This window comes from Azoarcus indigens (assembly GCF_004361735.1).
Taxonomy (GTDB): domain Bacteria; phylum Pseudomonadota; class Gammaproteobacteria; order Burkholderiales; family Rhodocyclaceae; genus Azoarcus; species Azoarcus indigens.
This window is the reverse complement of the sequence record NZ_SNVV01000015.1, coordinates 42,509-65,528: the sequence shown is the minus strand read 5'-3', so window position 1 is coordinate 65,528 and position 23,020 is coordinate 42,509. Positions and strand designations below refer to the sequence as shown.

Sequence of the window (23,020 nt, the reverse complement as noted above, 5' to 3'; positions counted from 1 at the left end):
GGGATACCGGCCATGAGCAACAAGACTCCAGTCACCAGCCCTTTCCTGCCGCCGCTGGAAGAGTTCGTCCCCTACTTGCAGCAGATCTGGGACAACAAGTGGCTGACCAACAACGGCCCCTTCCACCAGCAGTTGGAAGCCGAGTTGGCCGCCTACCTGGGCGTGGAGCACCTCAGCCTGTTCGCCAACGGCACGCTGGCGCTGGTCACCGCGCTGCAGGCGCTGCGCATCGGCGGCGAGGTCATCACCACGCCCTACACCTTTGCCGCCACCTCGCACTCCCTGCTATGGAACGGCATCAAGCCAGTGTTCGTGGATATCGACCCCAGCACCTGCAACCTTGATCCAGACCGTATCGAGGAAGCGATAACCCCCGCCACCACCGCCATCCTGCCGGTGCACTGCTATGGCATCCCATGCAACGTGGAGCGCATAGAGCGCATCGCCGACACCTATGGCCTGAAAGTGATCTACGACGCCGCCCATGCCTTCGGCGTGCGGCAGAACGGCAGCAGCATCCTGCAACATGGCGATCTTTCCATCCTCAGTTTCCACGCCACCAAGGTATTCAACACCTTCGAGGGCGGCGCCATCGTCTGCCCGGATGCGAAGATCAAGCAGCGCATCGACTACCTGAAGAACTTCGGCTTCGCCAATGAAGTCACCATCGTCGCCCCCGGTATCAACGGCAAGATGAACGAGGTGTCCGCCGCCATGGGACTGCTCCAACTGCGCCACATCGACGCCGCGCTCGGAGCCCGGGCCACCATCTTCCAGCGCTATGCGAAGGGCCTGGCAGAAATCCCTTCTCTGAAACTCATACACCCTCCCTCCGACGTCGCCTGGAACCATGCTTATTGCCCAGTCCTCGTTTCCGAGGACTACCCCCTGAGCCGGGACGAGCTTTACGAGCTCCTGAAGTCTCAGGACATCCTCGCCCGGCGTTACTTCTACCCACTGATCAGCTCCTTTCCGATGTACCGCGGCCTGCCCAGCGCAGCACCGGCCCGCCTCGCCCATGCGGCTCACATCGCCGAACAGATCATCTGCCTGCCGATCTTTCCTACCATCGCGCCCGAGGAAGTGGGACGTGTGATCGGCATCCTCCATCAGCCGTTGACCAAGCAGGCGTCGTCTCAATGAGCCTCGATGTGCCTTCTCCTGCAGTTGCAACCGGCAAACCCAAGGCCATCGTCCTGGCAGGCGGCTTCGACCAGATCGGTCTCATCGAGGAACTGAAGCGACGCAACTGGAAAGTGGTGCTGGTGGATTACAACCCGGCGCCACCTGCCGCTCCGCATGCGGATATCCACTATCAGGCAAGTACCCTGGATGCGGACGCCGTAACCAGAATCGTGCAGGCCGAACAAGCCAGCCTGCTCACCACAGCTTGCACCGACCAAGCCCTGCTGACCGTCGCTCAGGTCAGCGAGGCGCTCCAACTCCCCTGCCCCTTCAACACCCAAGCCACGCGCCAACTGACCAACAAGCGCTGGATGAAGGAGCGGATGCGGGAGGCCGGCATCCCCACTTCTGCCTTCACCATCCAACACGAGAAGGCTGACACCCCACCTTCCGGCCTCATCTTTCCCTTGGTATGCAAACCAGTGGACAGCAACAGCTCCAAGGGCGTCACCCTGGCTGAAACCCCAGAGCAGTTCCCTCAGGCTTACGCCTGCGCCCGCGCCGCCAGCCGCTCGGGCGAGGTGATCTGCGAGGAGTACATCGACGGGGCGGAGTTGTCGATAGACGCCTTTGTCATCAATGGCACAACGCACGTGCTGATGGTCAGCGAATCGCAGAAACTGGCCAACGAGCAGGGCGCCTTCCCCATTCATCGCAGCATCCAGCCCGCGCCAGCGGCTCACCTGCTGGCAGACCGGATCAAGATGGTGGTATCGCAGATCGCCCGGGCTTTTGATATCGACAACTCACCGATGATCGTGCAGGCCATCGCCTCCAGCCGCGGCCTGTACATCCTCGAGCTGAGCGCGCGCATCGCCGGCGGCGCCAAGCATTGCTTCATCAAGGCGGCCACCGGCTACGACGTCATGCGGGCTTATGTCGATACGCTGTTCGGGCAGCATCCGTCCATACCGCCGACAGTCTTTCCTATGCCCGCCGACGCACCTCTGCATGCCATGCAGTATCTCTATGCCAGACCCTGCATGCTGGCGAAACTGGAGGGCTTCGACATGCTGAAGGCCCAAGGCGTCATCCTGGACTACTTCCCCACCAAGACGCCGGGCATGGAGGTCGGCTCGGCCCTGAACAGCAGCAACCGCGTTGCCGCTGCTCTGCTTTCCGGGGTGAGCACCGCAGCGCTGGATGAAAAACTGCATCAGTTGTTCGCCAGCGCCCGCGCCCTCGATCACAACGGCAACGACATGCTGCTACGGCAAGCCCTGCAGCAATGAGCCGGCTAGCGGGGGAAACACCCGGGGCAAGCGGCTGGCGGCCAGTTCGGCACGCTCGGCCGGCGGCACCGGCACGCCCCGCGCGTCCACCACGCTGACGCCACCATCGACCAACGCAGTTTCCCAGGCCGTCGCGAAGCGGAATTCGTCCTTCCCTTCCCATAGATAGGGCACCGGAAGGAATCCGGCCGCGAAGATACGGTACAGGCCATCCACCGTGTAAGGGTCGGCAATTTCCCTCTCAATCACCGCGAGCACAGACTGGGCACCTGCGAGCAACTGCTGGGCGCGGCCTTCCACATGCAGGTCGAAGCCAAACACCGGAGCCTGACCCGCCTTGCGCGCACCACGGTAGGCATCTAACGCGCCCCGCACGATGCGTATGCTGTCTTCGATGACAGGAGGGTCCGCCAGATAGGCCGCTTCACTGTAGCTGACCACATGGATGATGGGCGGGCTCTCTGGCTGATCCGGCTCAATGTCATCCATCATCAGCGCGGAGGCGGCCAACTGTACGCGCGCTCTATCCAGGTTCGGTGAGAAATAGTCCAGCCCGGCACGCGGCTGCAGAATCACACGGAAGTCCTTGTCCTCCAGCGTGCGCACCAGCCTCAGCATGGCCCGTGATTTGGCCAGGTCCGACAGACCGGAGGTGTACTTCGGCGTATTGAGCATGTTCTGCAGCACGAAGCTGCGGATCCCCAGCCGTTTGGCCGTCCTGGCAGCCAGATAGGCAGACAGCACATAGCTGATGTCATCTGCTCCCCGGAACGCGAAGTGATGTGGCACGTTCGCTTCCAGAGGCTTGCCGCTGGCGGCGATGCTGCGGATGGCCTCCAGGTGCTCCGTCAGGTTCTGATGGACGGTGTTCTCGCCTCGACCATCGATCTGACAGAACCACCACAAAGACAGCGCATGCCAAGCAATATTGAGGGTGCGCTCATGCATTTCGGCGAGGCGGCGGACATGCCGGGTTCCCGCATAAGTCCTGACCAGCATGGGCCTGGCTGCATCCCAAACCCGGGTGTACTCCTCCTCCGAGTTAATCGGTACCCCGCCGCCGTTCGGACGATCGCCCCATTCTTCGCCGAAATTGGACTGGGTCAGCTGGGAGGTACCGATGCTGAGAATATCCAGAAGGCCACCCGCCGCCAGTCGCTTGGACCACTGCAGGAACTCGGCCACCGCCGTTTCCCTAGGCGTGCCGAAGGGGCCGACGTGAACACGCATCAGGGGGGGCAGGCCCGCGCGCTTACCGTGATCCACCCGGTCCAGCAGGTGTTCGGAACGGGTACCGAAGTTTTGCCCGCCGCTGCGGTCAACCGGCCCCACACCGAGATGGGTCGCCGGCTCCAGCACTTCGCGGGCAAACCGCATGCGCTCGTTGTCATAGGTGGACTCGAGTTGCAGGAAGGCCGGCATGCGCTCTTCGGGAATGCCGAGGCGGGCCAGCGTTTCCGCCGGCGATTCATCGCCCTCGAAGGTTTGCACGCGCTCACCGAACTCTCGGCGAACCAAGGCGCAGGCCTCCGGGAGACCTGCGAAGTAGATCGCCCGCAATTGGCCGCCCTGGTCGGCAAAGGCGTGCTGCGAATGGAGCAGGTGGTAGAGCCGGCCGAAGGTATCCCGGGCCATGTGCGGATCGAGGCGAAAGCTGAAGCCCAGTCGGCTTATGCGATGGAGCTTGACCCAGCCATACAACCCGGCAGAACTGCTCTCCGCATTCATATCGCCGACCAGCTCAACAATGGCCCGATCGCCGATCACACAGCCATGGCCCGAAGCTTCTATCAGCCGCGCCACATAACTGATGCCCAACGTATGGGCATCTATCGAATGGCGCAGGAAGCCGAAAACCTCTCCAGGAATGACACTCACAGTCCCGCTCCGCCCTCGATCACTGTCCTGATATCCAGTGCGCTCATGCCCTCCAGCCCCATCCTCTTCAATGTCCGCCCGCTCCGGCGGAAATCCCGCCCCAGAATGGCAGAAGCCAGATCTACCAATGCCCGCGTCAACGGCAGCTCCATGCCGGCCGCACGCGCAAGCTCTTCAAAAGGCACCAGCCCAGTCGGCACATCCTCGCTCAGCAACCGCGAATCCAGCAAACCGGGGGCCAGGATGTCGTAATACGAAGGGCTGGTACGCATCTGCTCTGCCAGCGAAACCGCATGGGTCTGGGGATAGGCCTTCAGCATCCACTCCTGCAGAGAGTCGAGTTCCAGGCCGTAGGCACGGCCCAGACCGATGCGCTCTGCATCCAGGCGAGCAACCAGATCGGCAATCCTCTCGGTGACGTCTTGGTAAAAGAAGAAGCGCTGTCCACGATCTATCGTGCCGGCATTGAGCAAGGTAATCGACGGATGCAGTACTGCACCCATGTTGGCCAGCCCAGTCTCGAGCAGGTTGCGCGCCGGCTGGAAGCAATCGAACAAGGGCTTGATCCGCTCCACCGCGGTCACCGCCCGCTCCGCCGGCCAAGTGCCCAGCAGCACTCTTTCCTTACGGCCAATGAGCTTGACCCGCCCCGGCCCTTCGAGGCGGCAGGCATAAATCAGGCTCTGCGCCTCTGCCACACAAACCTCTGCCTGGCAGTGTTGCCGCAACGCCTGGCGAAACTCCAATACACCACCGGTACGCCCAGGGCTCAGCACAACCAGTTGCCCATGGCGCAGATAGGGCGCCATCTGGACTGCCAGCTCGCCATGGGCATCGGCGGTAGTAACCACGAAGATCACGTCCGCCGCCCCGAGCGCAAATTCCAAGCTATCCGTCACCACAGCCAGCGAAGCAAGCCAGCTCTCTACGCCATAGCCACGGATGAGACGGCTGTGGCGCACCTCGCCCAGTTTCTCCAGATTCCGCGCATACAGGCAGACCTCGAAGCCCCGACTTGCGAGGCTGCCCGCGAGCGCTTGGCCACCGTTGCCAGCCCCCAGAACAGCAACCCTATCCACGATCCCTATCCCCCTTTCCCGAACAACATCAGGGCATTGCCGTAATCGCCGAGATCGCGCTTGAGACGATTTCGGGAGAGCATCACAGAGAGTCTCGACAGCCCTCGGAAAAGCCTGGACTGGTTGGCCTGCAAACGTCGCTGAGTATCTGTTTCCGCATCGTACCAATGCGTATACAACAGCTTGGCAACGTGGCGCTCGAACCAGCGATGGGCATCAAAACTCAGGCGCCATGCATCCTGAAGCTCATATCCGGCAGCGGTAAATGCGGCGAGATAATCATGCGCGGCCCGCCTCACGTAGCCAGCCCCGCGGCTGGTATGTGGTCCCACTTGTTCGAATATCAGTATGCGTCCGCCCGGAGCCAGCCGCGTGGACCATTCACTCAGAATCCTCATAAGCAATTCGTCATCGACATGGGCCAGCACGGCAACGCAATAGATCAGATCGAAGCGCTGCCCCCAATCCTCGTCCGGCAAGAACAGCCTGGCTTGCGGCGCCGCTTGCGCTGCCAGCTCCAGCATGCCTGGCGCAACATCGACCCCGGTCCATTCCACCGCCGGACTCAGTTGAGCGAAGTGCCGTAGATACCAGCCATCCCCACAGCCGTAATCGCACACCCGTGCTGCTGCAGCGACATGGGACTGCATGAGCTGGACCAGCAGACGCCGCCGAGCCAGATAAAAGGGGATGGGCGTAATGGTGTAAATGGACTCGCCGCGATATTGGAACGACCAGCGAGCGCGCTCGCTCCATGCGTCGGCACTCCCACCGCTTGAAGTCAGCGGCGGCCTGTCCGAAGCGCGCCCGCTCACTCTTCATCCCTATCCGGGATCTGCCGCGAGCGCGGTGCTAGACCTGCGCACCAGTCGCGCCAGATAGACCTGAACGCCCGCTCCAGGCCACGGGTGACGAAACGGATATCCCGGTACGGGCACTCTGCAATACGTTGTCGCAGCCCGGCACGCAGTTCAACAAGCGTTTCCGGCGCGGCGGCAATCTGCCGCGCCCGGCTCACGAAATCGTCTTCGTCACGGGCAATGAAATCATCCAGCCCGATACGGCTCATGGCACCCGCACCACCGTGGGAGATACGTGAATTCCCTTGCATGGTCAGCACCGGCACGCCCATCCATACCGCAAGGTTGCTCGTGGTACCGCCCGGATAGGGAAAGGTGTCGAGGATGAGGTCCACTTCGTTGTGCAACTTCAGGTAATCGAGCATCGGTTTGCGTAGCTCGAAACGCAACCGGTCACCAGCCACTCCGCGCTTGCTGAACTCCTCACGCAGTGCGTCGGCCACCGACTCCGATGGCACCGCCCCCAACAACATCCGGGCATCCGGGCATTCACGCATTACCCGGGCCCACAGATCGAAGGTTGGCGCCGACACTTTGCCCAGGCGATTGAAGCTGCCAAACGTCAGATGGCCATTGCTCAGCGCCGGCAGGGCATTCACCCCCGGGCTCCGGTCAGGGTGGATGAAGGTACCGTTGCTGGGAAGGCGAACGATCTGCTCGGTAAACAGATGGTCGAACAATCCCTCCGGCGAATTGAAGCGGTCAGCGAAGTGATAGTCCATGCTGACCAGGCCGGTGGTATTCGGGTAACCAATCCAACTCACCTGCAGCGGCGCTGGCTTGCGGGCGAAGGCCAGCAGACGGTGGCCGGCGGTATGGCCGGAGAGATCGACCAGGATGTCAATCCGGCAGGCGCGAACAATCTCTGCCACATCCTTATCCGATACATGGGGAATCGACACCCAGAACTTGAACAAGGCCTTCAAGCGCTCCGAGATCGCATCGAACTTGACCGTGTTGTGGAAAGCGTAGAGGTCGAAGCGATTGGTATCCAGATTCTTCAGCACCGGCTCGATGAAGCTGGCCACGGCATGGTCATAAAAGTCACCGGAGACGAAGCCGATCCGCAAGCGTCGCTCAGGGTCCCTGTCGTTCTCATGCGGACGATGGGTGGAGAGGAGGGGTACTTCGAAGCGACGGCCGAACTCCAAATGTTGTTCGAAGACATCTTCAGGCGAAAGACGATAGTCGTGTGCCGTGAAGAACAGCAGATTGGAATAGGTATTGGGGTTGTCCGGGTTGTGCTCCACCGCCTGCTCGCTGGTACGAATCGAATCGTCCAGCCGGCCCTGGTTGAAGTAGGCGTAACCGAGATCCTGATAGGCACCTCCAAAACTGGGGTCGGCCTGAATTGCCCTTTCCAGATACGGAATCGCCTCATCGACACGCCGGGTGGAAAGCAGAACCAGCGCCATCAACTGGCAGGCCATTGCATTACCGGGTGCAATCTCGACCGCCTTGCGCGCCAGCCCCTCGCCCTTATCGAAGGCGCGGCGGTTGACCTCCATATTGCCGTAGCGCACCAGCGTATCGATCTTCGACGGCCTTATTTCCAGGCTGAGCTTGAACAGCGCTTCAGCCTCGGCCAGATAATTGAAAGTGGAAAGGGCCGAGCCCAAGTGGTCCAGCATCTGCGCATCGGCAGGGAATGCCTCATTGGCCTTTACCAGCGATTTCAACGCAGACATTCGCTCACCCAGCCGAAAATGGGCCATCCCGAGAAAATGCCAGCCCGCGGGATTCAGGGGATGCGTCTTCGTAAGCTGCTGCGCACGCTTTTCCAGTTCATGCAGTTCTCCCTGGTTGAACAGTTCAACCAGGCGGTTGAAGACCTTGCTATCGACTGGCCGCCCCTTTATTGCCGCACGCTTGCCGGAGGCCATCTGTGCCCGGCTGCGGCGGATGATCTGGGCAACGGCGGCGAGCAGTTCCTTCTCCTGCTCGTCCGCCGCCAGCTTCACCGGCCCGGCCACCGGCGCCTCTTCCACCACCGGCGCGGTGGCGGCTTCTATGCGCTGCCGCATCTTCTGCAGCTCATCCTCGGTAATGCCGCTGCCAGCGGCCTGCTCCAGCATCTGCACCGCATGGCCGGCGGCACCCGCCGCCAACAGCACTTCCAGCAGGGAATGCCAGAACTGGCTTTCCGCCGGCCGCGCCTCGATCGCGTTCATCAGCCGTTCCAGCGCCTGATCCAGGTTGCCGCGGGAGAACTCCAGCAGCCCCAAGTTGTGGTTGCCCTCGGCGTGGGCCGGCGCCTCGGCCAGCAGCGCGTGGTAGGCCTGTATCGCCTCGTCGTTCTTCCCCGCCAGTTGAGCGGCCAGGGCTTCTTCATATAGCGACTGCACTGAAGTCATCGAATGGAGTCCGTCAGGTGATGGGCCGGGGTGCGCCGGAAAGTCGATGCATTCTGCCACGGCCCTCCTGCGGTCAATCCGCGAAGGAGGAGCGGCAAAACCGGCCATTACCGGCGACGGCAAGCGGCAAGGCTGCCCTGCCGCAGCTGCCGGCAACCGGCAATTTCTTCCGCCCAGCCTCTGTCATATCCTTTCATCTATTTGATATTTAAAGAAAAAAATACCTGGCACGCTCCTCGCTATTAAGAGCTCAGCTCGGAGGCCGGATGCGGAGGCAACGTCCTGCCGGCCCGGACAACCTCTGATCCGTATGCAAGGAGATGAACATGGCACAGGTCATCAGCACCAACATCCAATCGCTGAATGCGCAGCGCAATCTGAATAACTCAGCCAACTCGCTGCAGACCTCGCTGCAGCGCCTGTCATCCGGTCTGCGCATCAACAGCGCGAAGGACGACGCCGCCGGCCTGGCCATTTCCGAGCGTTTCACATCGCAGATCCGCGGCCTGGACCAGGCGGCCCGCAACGCCAACGACGGCATCTCGCTGGCGCAGACGGCCGAAGCCGCGCTGCAGTCCTCCGGCGACATTCTGCAGCGTATCCGCGAGCTGTCCATCCAGTCAGCCAACGCCACCAACTCGGCCGGCGACCGCGCGGCGCTGAACGCGGAAGTGCAGCAGCTCACCCAGGAACTGCAGCGCATCGCAACCAACACCGAGTTCAACGGCCAGAAGCTGCTGGACGGCTCCTTCACTGCGGCTACGTTCCAGGTGGGCGCCAACGCCAACCAGACCATCACCGCCACCTCGGGCAACTTCCAGGTGGACGCCTACGGCAACTACCGCGTCGGCGGCCTCGCCACCTCGACCAATACGCCCAATGGAGTGGGCGACCTGGTGGTGGGCAGCGTGGCGCAGGGGCAGCTCTCCACCGCGGTTGCCGGCAGCAGCTCCGGCATCGCCGGTGACACCATCACCCTGTCCAGCAGCCTGGGCAGCAAGGAGATCACCTACTCTGCCGGCGCCAGCGCCGAGAGCATCGCGGCCAAGATCAACCAGGCCGGCACCGGCGTGCGCGCCTCCGCCAACACGACTTTCGTGCTGGGCGCGGGCAGCACCGGCTCCTTCACCCAGGGGCAGAGCTATACCTTCATGCTGGCGAACGACACCACCTCCGGGGTCGATCCCTCGTCCTACACCACCGTGTCCTTCACCATCGGTGGTGCAGCCACCGGCCAAGGTGCCAGCAACGCCAGCCAGCTCTCCTCCGCGGTGCAGGCCTTCAACGATGTGGCCGGCAAGACCGGCTTCGTGGCCAAGATCGTGGAAGCGGACGACGGCACGCTGGGCGTGATGCTGACCAGCGAGGTGGGCAAAGATCTGCGCATCACCAATACCTCGGTCGACAGCTCCGGTGCAGGCGTGGATGTGTCGCTGAACGACATCCGGGTGATGGACGGCGACACCACCAACGATGGGGCAGCGGCCATGAACGGCGGCAGCATCGTCGGCGTGACCAACGCAGCGTGGAGCAGCGGCTCTTCTGCCTGGATCACCGGCCAGCTCATCCTGGACTCGGACCGCTCCTTCTCGCTGACGACCACGACCGATGACCTGACGATCTCCTCTGGCACCTTCGGCGGCCAGTTGCAGGCAACCGGGAGGATGGACATCAGCACGGTGGAGGCGGCCAACCGCACCCTGAGCATCGTCGATTCGGCGCTGGCGGCGATCAACAACCAGCGCGCCCGTTACGGCGCCCTGCAATCCCGCTTCGAGAACACCATCTCCAACCTGCAGAGCACCTCGGAGAACCTGTCGGCCTCACGATCGCGCATCCGCGACGCGGACTTCGCGGCGGAAACCGCCAACCTGACCCGCGCCCAGATCCTGCAGCAGGCCGGCACTGCCATGCTGGCCCAGGCCAACCAGATTCCGCAGCAAGTGCTGCAGCTGCTGCAAGGCTGATCTTCAGAACGCGGAAAGCCGGAGGGCCGGCGCACAAGCTGTGCGCCGGCCCTCCGTTCTTCTTGCTACCCAGTGCAGCTCAGGCCCGTGCGCCCTGCTCCGCGCACCGCTGCCGCCACATGCCGCGCCAGGCGGCCTGGAGATTAGCGGCATAGCGCGGCGCATCGCACAGCGGCGAGGCCAGCAGCTCTGCGCGCAGGTTCTGCCGCAATGCCGCCAGCCGCGCCTGGTCGGTCGCCAGCCCGCGCGCCAGCGCCCGGTAAGCCTCGCCGTCGGCCGCGATCCATTCCGGATGCCCGACTCCGCGCAGCAGCATCTCGCCCTGGTGCGAGATCCAGCGATCACCCTTGAGGGTGACGTGGGGTACGCCCATCCACAGGCCCTCCACCGTCGTGGTGCCGCCAGGGAAGGGAAAGGGATCCAGCATCACATGCACCCGCCGGTAGGCCTCCAGGTAGTCATACCGCGGCGCCGGCCCTTCCAGCAGCAGCCGGCTGGCGGCAACACCGCGGCGGGCAAAGCGTTCGACGATCACTGCCCGCGCCGGCTCCTGCGCCAGGGCGCGCGCCTTCAGCAGCAGCTTCGCCTCCGGCATCTCCTTCAGTAATTGGCTCCAACAATCCAGTACCGCGTCGTTGAGCTTGGCCAGGTTGTTGAAGCAGCCGAAGGTCACCCCGCCCTCCGGCATCGCCGGCACCACCTCTTCCTGGGGCGGGGTGAAGCACAGGGCGAAGTCCGGCAGACGCCACGGCTTCTCCACGTATAGCGGCTCCTCCGCTGGCGGCAGCACGTGCGCGTCGCACAACAGGTAGTCGATCTGCGGATTGCCGGTGGAGGCGAAATAGCCTAGCCAGGCGTGCTGCACCGGCGCCGGCTTGCGGGCGAAGACGCCGGGCCGGCCATGGGCGGTATGACCGGCGAGATCGACCAGAATGTCTACACCGTCCTGCTCAACCCGGTTCGCCAAGGCCTCATCGCTCAATCCGGCCGCTTCGATGACTTCGGCAAAGGCCGGCCGTAACCGCGCCCACACCGCGTCGTCGCGGCGCCGGGTGCGGTAGGCCAGCAGCCGGCATTCATTGCCGGCCAGCGCCGCCAGCACGCTTTCCAGGAAGTAGCCGACCGGGTGGGCGCAGAAGTCGCCGGAAACCAGGCCTATGGTCAGCGGCCGCTCCGGATCTGAATCACGCCGCCAATGGGTGCGCGGCGGGATGCGCGCCTGCAGGAGTTCGCAGTAGCGCCGGGTTTCGGCGATCACCGTCTGTGGCGCCACCTGGGTGTAATTGAGGAGGAAGAGCAGATTGCCCTGCGCCTCCAGCGCGTCCGCCGGAGACTGCGCCGCCGCCCGGAAGCACCCGGCCGCCGCGTCCAGTTCGACATTGCGCATCAGCGCAATCCCCAACCCGATGAGCAGCTTGGGCTGGCCCATGGGCAGGTTGGGCTGGCCCATGGGCAGGTTGGGCTGGCCCATAGGCAGGTTGGGCTGGCCCATAGGCAGGTCGGGCTGGCCCATCTGCGGTGCGGGCTGGCCCGACAGGGCCTGCAGCCCCTGCCGGTAGGCCCCGATCGCTTCCGCGAGCCGGCCCTGCTCCCGCAGCGCGTTGCCGAGATTGACCCGGGCAGCCAGATCGCCCGGGCTCAGTGGCACCGCGATGCGCGCATGCAGCTCGGCGTCCTCATACTGCCCGGCCGCATGCAGGGCCGCGCTCAGGTTGATGTGAGCCTCCGCGAGGGCAGGCGCCAGCGCCACCGCCTGGCGGCCACTGCGTAGCGCATCGTCCAGCCGGCCCGCTTCCCGATAACCGTCACACAGATTGGCATGGGCGCCGGCATCGCCGGGCAGCAGGGCAGCCGCTCTTTCCAGTTCCGCCAGTGCGGGCAGCCCGAGGCTCTGCAAGGCCACGCCCAGGATCTTCCAGGCGAAGCCGAAAGCGGGGTCGCGCTGCAGCACCTTGCGGGCTTCCTCGACCAGCCCATGCAGCCGCCCCGCCCGGTAGAGGTCGATCAAGGTCATGGCCGCCGCATCCCGGGTTGACGGGGAAGGCGCTGCCATACCGGATAGGGGCCGTTCTGCCATCGGGGTCGCTCTCGAATCGTTGGAAACCGGATTCTAGCGGGGCACCCCGGCTACCCTGCCAAGCTCAAGCTTTGGAGGGAAAAACCGTTATCACAACCAGACCCAGGAACTGGCGGCAAGGGCGGCAAAAATTTCCTAAAGCTTTTACCGGAACATCCGTTAATGGTTCCAACGGCACCGCAGATCAAAGTGCTCAGGCCGGGTTAACGGAAAGACCTCTCCTCAAGGAGCCTCAAAATGGCACAAACCATCAACACCAATATTCAGTCGCTGAATGCCCAGCGCAACCTGAATAACTCGTCGAACTCCTTGCAGACCTCTCTGCAACGGCTTTCCTCCGGCCTGCGTATCAACAGTGCCAAGGACGACGCCGCCGGCCTGGCGATCTCCGAACGCTTCACCTCTCAGATCCGTGGCCTGGATCAAGCAACCCGCAACGCGAACGACGGCATCTCCCTGTCGCAGACCGCTGAAGCCGCCCTGCAATCCTCCGGCGACATCCTGCAGCGTATTCGCGAACTGTCGGTGCAGTCCGCCAACGCCACCAACTCCGCTGGCGACCGTGCCGCGCTGAACTCCGAAGTCCAGCAGCTGACGCAGGAACTGCAACGCATCGCGACCACCACCGAATTCAACGGCCAGAAGCTGCTGGACGGCTCCTTCACCGCCGCCACCTTCCAGGTCGGCGCGAATGCCAACCAGACCATCACCGCCACCTCGGGCAACTTCCAGACCAACGCCTACGGCAACTACCGCGTCGGTGGCTTGACGGTATCCGCCAAGACCCAGACAGGCACGGGTGACCTGGTACGCGGGTCCAATGCCGATGGCCAGCTGACCACCGCCACCACCGGCGCCAGCTCTGCGATCACCGGTGACACCATCACCATCTCCAGCAGCCTGGGCAGCAAGGACATCAGCTACTCCTCCGGTGCCAGCGCCGAAGAGATCGCCGCCAAGATCAACCAGGCACAGGCGGGTGTGACGGCTTCTGCCAACACCACCTTCGTGCTGGGCGCGGGCGATGCGTCCTCCGGCGCCTTCACCCAGGGCCAGAGCTACACCTTCCTGCTGGCGACCGATACCACCGCTGGCGCGGATCCCTCGTCCTACACCACGGTGTCCTTCTCCATCGGCGGCTCCTCCACGGGTACCGCTGCGGCCAACGCCAGCCAACTGGCCTCCGCTGTGCAGGCCTTCAACGACGTGTCCGGCAAGACCGGCTTCGTCGCCAAGATCGTGGAAGCGGATGACGGCAGCTTCGGCCTGCAGATCACCAGCGAAGCGGGCAAGGATCTGCGGATCACCAACGCCTCGGTGGATAGCAGCGGCGCGGGCGTGGATGTGTCGCTCAATGACATCCGTGTCATCGATGGCGACACCGCCAATGACGGCAGCGCGGCGATCGCCGGCGGCACCATCGCCGGGGTGACCGACGCCTCCACCTGGAGCAGCACGAGCGCGGCCTGGATCACCGGTCAGGTCATTCTCGACTCCGATCGCTCCTTCTCACTGAAGACGAATAAGGCGGAGATCACCACGACCTCCGGCACGTTCGGCGGCCAGCTCCAGTCGGTGGACAAGATGGACGTCTCCACCGTCGAAGCCGCCAACAGAACCTTGGCGATGGTCGACTCGGCGCTATCCGCGGTCAATGCCCAGCGCGCACGGTACGGTGCTCTGCAATCCCGCTTCGAGAGCACGATCAGTAACCTTCAGGCGAGTTCCGAGAACCTGTCGGCCTCCCGTTCGCGGATCCGTGATGCGGACTTCGCGGCGGAAACCGCCAACCTCACTCGGGCACAGATCCTGCAACAGGCTGGTACCGCGATGCTGTCGCAAGCCAACGCCCTGCCGCAAAACGTCCTGAGTCTGCTTGGCTAATTCGGGTAAGATCGGGTAGTCGCGGCGCGGGGCTCCAAGAGCCGCCGCGCCGTTTCCCCATCAGGAGGCCAGGATGAACATTCAGTCCATACCCTCGGCATCGCCCGCCCTGCCTCCGGCAGCAACGGCGGGCACGGCAAGCGACAATCTATCGCCCATACCGGCAGTTCCTGCCCCCGGCCCGGCAGAAACTGCCATTACTCAACCTGGCCTTGCCGCGCCCCCTACGCCATCCGGCTCAAGCGGACAGGAGAGCGGCTTCGACCCCGTCCAGACATCGGAAGCACTGCAGCAGGCCCTGGCTGATTTCCAGGCCGCGCTGAAACCGGTGGCCAGCGGGCTCGACTTTTCGGTGGATGACGACTCAGGCCGCGTCATCGTGAAAATCGTGGACTCGGAAACCAACGAGGTCATCAAGCAGATCCCGTCCGAAGAGATGATGCGCATCTCCAAGGCGCTGGACAAACTGCAAGGCCTCCTGGTGAAACAGGAAGCGTGACAGGAGGAAGCGCACCATGGCAACGATCACTTCCAGCGGCATCGGCTCCGGCCTCGACATCGAATCGCTCGTCACCCAGTTGATGACGGCCGAGCGGACGGTGCCGGAGAAACTCATTGCCGCCAAGGAAACCAGTGCCCAGACCAAGCTCTCGGCCTACGGTCAGATCACGTCAGCGCTGAACGCCTTCAAGTCCTCCATGGCGACGCTGAACAACGCGTCGCTCTTCACCTCGATGAAGACCACGGTCAGCGACAGCAGCGTCATGACCGCTACTGCCTCCGGCACGCCGAAGGCAGGCTCCTATTCGGTTGAAGTGCTGCAGATGGCCCAGGGCCAACGGGTGGTCAGCAACGCGACCACCGCACCCACCGTTGCCGCCGGCACGCTCACCTTCAACTTCGGCACCTACGAAACAACCGGTACCGGCGACGACGCCGTCACCACTTTCACCGGCACCTCTTCACAGACCATCACGCTGCCGGAAGGCAAGACTTCCCTCAGCGATCTGCGGGATGCGATCAACTCCGCCGGCATCGGCGTGACCGCGTCCATCGTGAACAACGGCAAGATCGACCAGCTTGTCATCGCCAGCACCGCCGAAGGCGCCACCAGCGGCTTCACCATGAGCGGAACCGACGGCCTTGCCGGCTTCAGCTACGACACCTCCACCGGTGGCACCAGCACGCTCAGCACCCTGGATGCGGCTCAGGATGCCAAGCTGAAGGTGGGCGGCATCGAGATCAGCCGCAGCACCAACGTCATCGACGACGCCATCGAGGGGCTGACGCTCAATCTCCTCGACAGCAAGCCCGGCACCACCCTGCGGGTGTCCGTCAGCAACGACCGTGAGGCCGCCAAGACCGCCATCACCGACATGGTGACGAAGTACAACGAGGCGATGACGCTGCTGCAGAACCTCACTAGCTATACCCCGGCGGAAAGCGACGACGAAGAAGCGGTCTCCGGCACGCTGGTGGGCGACGGCACCACCCGCAACCTGATGCGGGCGCTGCGCTCCACCATGAGCGAGGGCATCTCCGGCCTCGGCAAGATCCTGGGCATGTCGCTGGACGACGACGGCAAGGCCTCGCTGGGCATCGCCATCGGCAGCGACGGCATGATCACCCTGGACACCGGCAAGCTGGACACGGCCTTGGCCAACTCCAGCGCCGATCTCTCCAGCTTCCTCACCGGCACCAGCGGCTTTGCCTCGCGCATGCAGACGACGCTGAATGGTTACCTGGACAGCACGACCGGCGTGCTCACCGCCCGCACCAAGAGCCTGGACAACCAGATCGACGACCTCGCCGACCAGCGCACCAAGCTCGAAGCCCGCATGGAGATCCTGGAGACCCGCTATCGCGCACAATTCACCGCGATGGACTCCACGCTCGCCAGCTTGAACACCAGCAGCAGCTACATCACCCAACTCATGAACAGCTTGTCTTCATCAAGCTGAGGCAAGCGGCGTCAGGAGGAATCACATCATGTTCGGCTCATCCGCAAATCGCGCATCGGCCTACGCCCGTGTCGGCGTGGAAACCGGCGTCACCGCGGCAAATCCTCACAAGCTCGTCCTCATGCTGTTCGACGGTGCCCTGGCCTCCATCTCGGTTGCTGGTGCGGCCATGGAACGCAAGGACATCCCGGCCAAGGGCCAGGCCGTGTCGCGCGCCATCGAGATCATCGCCAATGGCCTGTCCGCCAGCCTGGACAAGGAGGCCGGCGGTGAGCTGGCCTTCCGCCTGGAAGCGCTCTACGAGTACATGACCGACCGCCTCCTGCACGCCAACCTGCGCAACGATCCGGCCGCGCTGGAAGAAGTCGCCGGCCTGCTCCGCCAGTTGCGCGAAGCCTGGGAAGGCATCGGCGAACAGGTGGGCGCCCAGCCCGCCTGAGCGAGAACAAAACCATGTCCGCCCTGCAACATTTCCAGGCCATGGCAGAGTGCGCAGCGCAGATGCGGGAAGCTGCCGTGGCCCACGACTGGGACAAGCTCACCGCCCTGGAAAAAGATCTCGCCGCGATGCGTGACACTGCGCGGGCAAACATCGATCCGGCAGGGATCACCGACGCCGCCGAGCGCGAAACCATCCTCGGTCTGCTGCAGCAGATACTCGATGATGAAGTCACCATCCGCTCCCATGCCGATCCCTGGATGGAGAGCACCCGCAAATGGCTGGCCCAGGCCAATCGCGGCAAAGCGATGAAGAACGCATACAGCCGACTGGATTTCTAATGCGCCCCGCCGGGGCAGGCGGTCTGAGGTCTGGAGCATGAAACAATCCACTCCCGCTTCAATCAACCTCACATACTGCCCCCGGAGTTCCTCGTGATTCCCCCAGATCTCGCCGCCCGTCTCCGGATGATCACCGAGGCGAGCTTCTTCAACGCGGACCAGCCGCTTCCCGGCGTCCAGCGCGCCCGGGAGATCCCCGCCAGTCTCCCGGACCTGCTCCCGGGCCAGCGCATCTTCGCCACCCTGCAGCGGGTGCTGCCGGATGGCACCTTCCGCGCCCTGGTGGCCGGCCAGACACTAACCCTCTCTCTGAATCAATCAGCCAGCCCGGGCGACACGCTGGAACTGGAAGTAACCCAGAACACCCCGCGCGCCGTCTATGCCCAGGTGGTGGGCCAGCAAAGTGCGGCAGCCAACAGCAACGCCTCCAGCCAACCGGTGCTCAGCCAGACCGGCCGGCTGATCAGCTTCCTGCTCACCGGCCAGCCTACGCCCGAACCGGCGAAGCTCGCTGCCAACCAGCCACTGCTGAACGCTCCACCACTCACTGGCGCGCCGCTGACTCCCGCTCTCAGGCAGGCCCTGGTGCAGAGCGGGCTGTTCTACGAGTCTCACCAGTCCCAACTGCTGAGCGGAAAGATGGACCTGCAGACGCTCTCGAAGGAACCGCAAGGCCAGGTCGCCAGTTCGCCACTTCGCGCGACACCAGGGGCAAGTGGACAGCCGGCTGTAGCCGCGAGCCCGGGCGGGGAAAAGAGCGCCCTGGAGCGACTCGCCAGCGTCTTCAGCCAGACAAGCCAGGAAGAGCTTGCGCCCGTTCGCACCGGCCCGGTTGCCGACCGACTGCTTCCGGTCGTCCATCAGCAGCTGGATGCCCTGGCCACCAATCAATACCTCTTCCATGGTCAGCTCTGGCCCGGCCAACCGTTCGAGTGGATCATCGACGATCCTCGCGACGGCCAGGGCGACGGCAACGACGAAGCCTTGCAGGAGTGGAACACCACCCTCCGCGTCACCCTGCCCCGCCTGGGCGGCCTAGAAGCTCAGCTGCACCTCACGCCAGCCGGTGTCGCGGTGCGCCTGCGCGCGGCGGAAAGCGGCGCGATCGACGCGCTGGAAAACAACCGCCAGTCGCTCGAAGACGCCCTCGCCGCGGTCGACGTACCCCTCACCGGCATGGTGGTGGAGCCCAGCGATGGCGCCTGAGGACGATCTGCCCGCAGGCCGCGGCGAAGCGGTCGCGCTGACCTACGCCGCCGGGGACGCTGCGCCGCGTGTCATCGCCAAGGGCCGCGGGCTGATCGCACAGGAAATCATTGAACGCGCCCGCGAGGCCGGCATCTACGTTCACGAGTCGCCGGAACTCGTCTCGCTGTTGATGCAGGTGGACCTGGATGCGCATATTCCGGCCCAGCTATATGTCGCCGTCGCCGAACTGCTCGCCTGGCTCTACCGGGTGGAACAAGGCGTGGATGCGGGCGCTCCGCCCAGCACCAGATCGCTCGCCGATCTGCTGACGCCGCCCCCGGCCCAAGCCGATGGCAATGAAACCAAGCCCGGTCCATCCTGAGGAGTGAAGCCACGCATGAACTCCGCAGCCGCCACGCCCTCAGGCGGGCATCCACTTCCACTGGCGCTCGTGTTATAACCTCCGGCTAGCCTTGCAGCAGCGCTACCAGATTCCAAAAGCATGCAAAACCAGAACGAACAGACGCGCGTGGAACTATTGCAGTCAGACGATTACGCCAAGTACCTGCTTCACGGTCAGCGCGAAATTCAACAAGTCCTTCAAGGCTTGGTCGAAAGTCGCACGCTCGTTTCGGCTCACATCGCTCCGGGCCAACAGTCCTTCCTCACCGCGATCATCCAGGTGGAGGGTGACCATGTCGTCATCGACGCCAGCGCAGACGAGCTCATCAACCAAAAGGTCGGGAACGCCGAGAAGCTAGTCTGCTCCGGTCATCTGGACAAGATACGCGTCCAGTTCGCGCTTGAGTCGCCCTCGGCATGCGTGCTGGACGGTCACCCCGGCTTCCGCGCGGCCCTGCCCACCGAAGTGCTGCGGCTGCAGCGGCGTGAGTTCTACCGGCTGCAAACGCCGGTCACCCATACCATCAACTGCCTGATTCCCGTCATCCAGGCCGACGGCAAAAGGGGTACGGTGGAGGCGCGGGTGGTGGACATCAGCGCTGGCGGAGTCGCCGTGGTAGTCCCGCCGGAAGGCATGCAATTCTCCACCAACACCGAGTTCGCCGATTGCCAGCTGACCCTGCCGGGCGTTGGTTCCATTCCGGTTCGGCTGCGGGTACGCAACCTCTTCCGCCTCACCAACCGCAACGGCATCGAGATGCTGCGCGCCGGCTGCGAGTTCATCGATCTGCCGGGCTCCGCGGACAACGCCATCCAGCGCTATATCTTCAAAGTGGAACGGGACCGCAGCGCCCGCGAGCGCGGCACCGGCCTGTGAATGGCACAGGCTCAGACCGTGGCGTAAAATCCTCAGCCTGCAAACGAAGAAGCCGCCCCGGAGGGCGGCTTCTTCGTTTGCAGGCTGAGGATTACTCAGACCGGCATGTTCATCATGTCCTGGTAAGCGGTAACCAAGCGGTTGCGCACCTGCACCATCTGCTGGAAAGAGAGGCTGGCCTTCTGCAGGTTTACCATTACATCCTGCAGGTTCACATTGGGATCGCCAGCGGAGAAATTCTGCGCCATCTCGCGCGCCTCGCTTTGGGCGGCACTGACATCCTTCAGCGCATTGTTCAGCACGTCGGCAAAATCTACGTTGCCCGTTGCTTCGGTGCCCTGGACTGGCTTGTTCTGAGCGGCCTGCGATACGGATCGCAGTTCGTTCAGCATCTGGTCAATTCCGCGGCTATCCATGTGTTACTCCCGGCATCGGGTTCTCTCGGTTCTCAGTCTAGCAGAGCAACGCCCATGCCACCAAGCCGATGTCAAGGCCAAGTGTGCACGATGCCCAAGGGAGGCAAGGTGGCGTCCAGCCCAAGTAAAAAGCAAAAGACGGGCCAGCTGAAACCTGTATTGCCAGCCGTTTCAGACGTCGTAGCCTTCATCCCTGTACTGCTGCAGCTTGTATCTCAGCGTACGTTCTGAGATTCCCAGCTTCTCCACCGCTTTCTTGCGGGAACCTCCCATCTCCCGCAGCGTGGCAAGGATGTGCTCCCGCTCCAGATCCTTCATGTTCGCCGGCCGCGCGGGAGATGAGCCCCCGATTTCCCCGGCCGGCTGGGCAGAAATTGCCGGCAAGCCAATGCCGGGCACGAAGGCGGGTGCCGGCAACGGGGAGGCGGGGGGCCGAGGCGACGCACCTACCGCTGGCGCCACCTCCTCAGCCGTCCAGTGCGGCAGGCAGAGGCGGACGGTCTCGGCGCTCACCGTGTCGCCCGGCGTCAGGATCAGGGCACGGTGCATGGTGTTCTCCAGTTCGCGCACGTTGCCCGGCCAGCCATAGCGCGCCAGCAATGCCTCCGCCTCGGCCGATAGCCTAACCAGGCGGCGGGCGCGTTCAGCATGGCGGGTAAGGAAGTGGCGGGCGAGCGGCAGCACGTCACCCGGCCGCTCCCGCAGCGCCGGGATGGCAAGCGGGAAGACATTGAGGCGGTAGTACAAGTCCTCCCTGAAGCGGCCAGCCGACACTTCACGCGACATGTCGCGGTTACTGGTTGCAAGGACTCGGATATCCAGGGGAATCGGCTTCTTGCCGCCCACCCGCTCCACCTCGCGCTCCTGCAGCACCCGCAGCATCTTGGCCTGCAGCCCCAGCGGCATCTCGGAGATTTCGTCCAGCAGGATGGTGCCGTCCTGCGCCTGCTCGAACTTGCCGGGCTGGGCGGTCTGAGCGCCGGTGAAAGCGCCCTTCTCGTAACCGAACAGGGTCGCCTCCAGCAGGTTCTCCGGAATGGCGGCGCAGTTGATGGCGATGAAGGGGCCGCTGCGGCGCGGCGAATGGTGATGGATATAGCGGGCGAAGACTTCCTTGCCGGTGCCGGATTCGCCGGTGAGCAGTACGGTGGCGTCGGTCTCCGCCACCCGCGTCGCCAGGGCCAGCAGGTTGCGGGTGTGGATGTCCTCCGCCACGGTATCGTCGGCCGAAGGCTGTACCGCTGCATAGCGGCGCACGTTCTCCAGCAGTACTTCGGGCTCGAAGGGCTTCATCAGGAAGTCGCAGGCGCCGCCGCGCATGGCTGCCACCGCCTTGTCGACGTCGCCGTAGGCGGTCATCAACAGCACCGGTAGCTGCGGCAGGCGGGCCCGGATCTCGCCCAGCAGTTGCAGGCCGTCCATCGGCTGCATGCGCAGGTCGGAGATGACGAGGTTGAAGGCGTGGTCTTCCAGCACCGCCAGCGCCTGCGGGCCGCCTTCGACGCCGGTCACGCCGTGGCCGGCCATTTCCAGCGTGAGGCAGACGGCATCGCGCAGGGCGGCGTCGTCCTCGACCACGAGGATGCTCAGTTGTTCGATCATGGTGCTTCCGTCCCGCTGCTGATCGCCGTTTCCCCGCGCAGCAGGGGCAGGCTCAAGGTGAAGGTGGAACCCTGGCCGGGTACCGATTCGAGAATGATGTCGCCGCCATGGCCACGCGCCACGCCGCGGGCGATGGCCAGGCCCAGGCCGGTGCCTTCGGCCCGGGTGGTGAAGAAGGGTTCGAACAGGCGCTCCTGCAGTTCCGGCGCAATGCCGCGCCCGCTGTCGCGGACGATGAAGCGCACGCCGGCATGGACGCCACTCTCAGGCACGACTTCGCAGGACACGGTGCCACCGGCCTCGGTGGCCTGGATGGCGTTTTCCAGCAGGTTGGTAAGCGCGCCGCCCAGCGCCTTGCGGTCGCCATAGAGTTCCAGCTCGCCGCAATCGCACCGGCTGTGGAACTCCAGCTGGCGGGCGCGGGCCAGCGGCTCCAGCGTATGGGTGAGTTCCGCCGCCAGGTCGCAGACGCCGAAGTATTGCCGCCCCAGGCTGTCGCCACGGGCGAAGAGCAGCATGTCGCGGATCAGGCGTTCAAGGTAGCGCAGGCGTTCGATGGCACGGTCCGCCACCTTGGCGCGTTCCGCCGGCCCCAGCTCCGGCTGGCGCAGGTTGCCGGTGTAGAGCAGCGCCGCCGCCAGCGGGGTGCGCAGCTGGTGGGCCAGGCCGGCAACCATCTCGCCCATCGCCGCCAGCCGCTCGTTGCGTTCGGCGGTAAGGCGCATGCGGTGGGTTTCGGTGACGTCGTGAATCAGGAGGATGCGCTCGTCGCCGGACTCCAGTGCGGTTTCCGAGACGGCGAGGCGGCGCGCGCCGTCGGCCAGCTCCAGGGTCATCTCGCCCGGCGTCTCTGTGGCCTGCAGGCCCTGGGAGACCTCGCGCCACACCCGGCCGGCCAGCCCGGTGCCGAACAGCGTTTCCGCGGCGCGGTTCACCTGCACCGCCACACCCGCGCGATCCAGCACCACCACGCCAGCGGGCAGCGCACCCATCAATACGGTGAGCCGCTCCGTCAACTGGACGACTTGGCCCTGCAGGGCGTTGTACGCGGTGGACAGCTCCTCCGACGCCCGGCTGAACAGGGCAAAGGCTTCCGCCAGCTGGGCCGCGTCCATGGGCGGCGCCGCCGGCGTGGAATCACCACCACTCGCGGGCGTCAAAGGGGACATTGCAGTCGCTCCGTTTTCACAGCCGGCACTCTAGCCGGCGGCCGGTCCATGTTAACCGGCAAAGAGGCGGCAAAAAATGCCGCTTTTTCCCCGTTCGGGCTTGCGCGGG

19 protein-coding genes are annotated in these 23,020 nt (G+C 64.2%); 11 read left to right on the top strand and 8 right to left on the bottom strand.

The window, feature by feature from the left end; all coding sequences use genetic code 11:
- Positions 1–12 precede the first annotated feature (12 nt).
- Positions 13–1,143, top strand: a complete 1,131-nt coding sequence (locus C7389_RS16585; RefSeq protein WP_133593519.1) for a DegT/DnrJ/EryC1/StrS family aminotransferase — start codon at positions 13–15, stop codon at positions 1,141–1,143.
- A complete protein-coding gene (locus C7389_RS16580; RefSeq protein WP_133593517.1) occupies positions 1,140–2,417 on the top strand; it encodes an ATP-grasp domain-containing protein in 1,278 nt (425 codons plus the stop codon). Before C7389_RS16585 ends, C7389_RS16580 begins: the two co-directional genes overlap by 4 nt.
- Here the strand turns inward: C7389_RS16580 and C7389_RS16575 are convergent.
- Genes C7389_RS16575 through C7389_RS16560 form a run of 4 tightly spaced genes read right to left on the bottom strand, consistent with a single transcriptional unit; the run spans position 2,394 to position 8,588 of the window.
- Complete coding sequence (locus C7389_RS16575; protein ID WP_211168234.1) at positions 2,394–4,295, bottom strand: hypothetical protein; 1,902 nt, start codon at positions 4,293–4,295, stop codon at positions 2,394–2,396. The two genes, C7389_RS16580 and C7389_RS16575, sit on opposite strands and share 24 nt — an antisense overlap.
- Positions 4,292–5,374, bottom strand: a complete 1,083-nt coding sequence (locus C7389_RS16570) for an NAD/NADP-dependent octopine/nopaline dehydrogenase family protein (RefSeq protein ID WP_133593515.1) — start codon at positions 5,372–5,374, stop codon at positions 4,292–4,294. Before C7389_RS16570 ends, C7389_RS16575 begins: the two co-directional genes overlap by 4 nt.
- A gap of 5 nt (positions 5,375–5,379) precedes the next feature.
- Positions 5,380–6,189: a class I SAM-dependent methyltransferase gene (locus C7389_RS16565; RefSeq protein WP_133593513.1), complete on the bottom strand. Its 810-nt coding sequence runs from the start codon at positions 6,187–6,189 to the stop codon at positions 5,380–5,382.
- Positions 6,186–8,588 (bottom strand): O-linked N-acetylglucosamine transferase family protein, encoded by a 2,403-nt coding sequence (locus C7389_RS16560; protein ID WP_162851767.1) that lies wholly within the window; start codon positions 8,586–8,588, stop codon positions 6,186–6,188. Before C7389_RS16560 ends, C7389_RS16565 begins: the two co-directional genes overlap by 4 nt.
- A 326-nt stretch (positions 8,589–8,914) precedes the next feature.
- On the opposite strand from C7389_RS16560, the gene C7389_RS16555 reads away from it, so the two are divergent.
- Positions 8,915–10,555, top strand: a complete 1,641-nt coding sequence (locus C7389_RS16555) for a flagellin N-terminal helical domain-containing protein (RefSeq protein WP_133593508.1) — start codon at positions 8,915–8,917, stop codon at positions 10,553–10,555.
- Between the two features lie 79 nt (positions 10,556–10,634).
- On the opposite strand, the gene C7389_RS16550 is transcribed toward C7389_RS16555, so the two are convergent.
- On the bottom strand, positions 10,635–12,569 hold the full coding sequence (locus tag C7389_RS16550; RefSeq protein WP_133593506.1) for an O-linked N-acetylglucosamine transferase, SPINDLY family protein: 1,935 nt from the start codon (positions 12,567–12,569) through the stop codon (positions 10,635–10,637).
- Positions 12,570–12,869: 300 nt separating this feature from the next.
- On the opposite strand from C7389_RS16550, the gene C7389_RS16545 reads away from it, so the two are divergent.
- The 8 genes from C7389_RS16545 to C7389_RS16510 all read left to right on the top strand — a co-directional run bounded on the left by C7389_RS16545 (position 12,870) and on the right by C7389_RS16510 (position 19,724).
- On the top strand, positions 12,870–14,516 hold the full coding sequence (locus C7389_RS16545; RefSeq protein WP_133593504.1) for a flagellin N-terminal helical domain-containing protein: 1,647 nt from the start codon (positions 12,870–12,872) through the stop codon (positions 14,514–14,516).
- 73 nt (positions 14,517–14,589) lie between these two features.
- Positions 14,590–15,015: a flagellar protein FlaG gene (locus tag C7389_RS16540; protein ID WP_133593502.1), complete on the top strand. Its 426-nt coding sequence runs from the start codon at positions 14,590–14,592 to the stop codon at positions 15,013–15,015.
- Between the two features lie 16 nt (positions 15,016–15,031).
- Positions 15,032–16,477, top strand: a complete 1,446-nt coding sequence (fliD, locus tag C7389_RS16535) for a flagellar filament capping protein FliD (RefSeq protein WP_133593500.1) — start codon at positions 15,032–15,034, stop codon at positions 16,475–16,477.
- Positions 16,478–16,505: 28 nt separating this feature from the next.
- The gene (fliS, locus tag C7389_RS16530) at positions 16,506–16,916 is read left to right on the top strand and encodes a flagellar export chaperone FliS (protein ID WP_133593498.1); all 411 of its coding nucleotides are present in this window, start codon (positions 16,506–16,508) and stop codon (positions 16,914–16,916) included.
- 14 nt (positions 16,917–16,930) lie between these two features.
- The gene (locus C7389_RS16525) at positions 16,931–17,257 is read left to right on the top strand and encodes a flagellar protein FliT (protein ID WP_133593496.1); all 327 of its coding nucleotides are present in this window, start codon (positions 16,931–16,933) and stop codon (positions 17,255–17,257) included.
- Positions 17,258–17,350: 93 nt separating this feature from the next.
- Positions 17,351–18,463: a flagellar hook-length control protein FliK gene (gene fliK / locus C7389_RS16520; protein ID WP_133593494.1), complete on the top strand. Its 1,113-nt coding sequence runs from the start codon at positions 17,351–17,353 to the stop codon at positions 18,461–18,463.
- Positions 18,453–18,827, top strand: coding sequence for an EscU/YscU/HrcU family type III secretion system export apparatus switch protein (locus C7389_RS16515; RefSeq protein ID WP_133593492.1), 375 nt, complete (start codon positions 18,453–18,455; stop codon positions 18,825–18,827). The genes fliK and C7389_RS16515 overlap by 11 nt, the downstream gene beginning before the upstream one ends.
- Positions 18,828–18,947: 120 nt before the next feature.
- A complete protein-coding gene (locus C7389_RS16510) occupies positions 18,948–19,724 on the top strand; it encodes a flagellar brake protein (RefSeq protein ID WP_133593490.1) in 777 nt (258 codons plus the stop codon).
- Positions 19,725–19,819: 95 nt separating this feature from the next.
- On the opposite strand, the gene fliE is transcribed toward C7389_RS16510, so the two are convergent.
- The 3 genes from fliE to C7389_RS16495 form a co-directional block, all read right to left on the bottom strand.
- Entirely contained in the window at positions 19,820–20,140 is a 321-nt protein-coding gene (fliE, locus tag C7389_RS16505) for a flagellar hook-basal body complex protein FliE (protein WP_133593488.1), read from the bottom strand.
- 171 nt (positions 20,141–20,311) lie between these two features.
- Positions 20,312–21,742, bottom strand: a complete 1,431-nt coding sequence (locus C7389_RS16500) for a sigma-54-dependent transcriptional regulator (RefSeq protein WP_133593486.1) — start codon at positions 21,740–21,742, stop codon at positions 20,312–20,314.
- Positions 21,739–22,911, bottom strand: a complete 1,173-nt coding sequence (locus C7389_RS16495; RefSeq protein WP_133593484.1) for a sensor histidine kinase — start codon at positions 22,909–22,911, stop codon at positions 21,739–21,741. Before C7389_RS16495 ends, C7389_RS16500 begins: the two co-directional genes overlap by 4 nt.
- Positions 22,912–23,020: the final 109 nt, after the last annotated feature.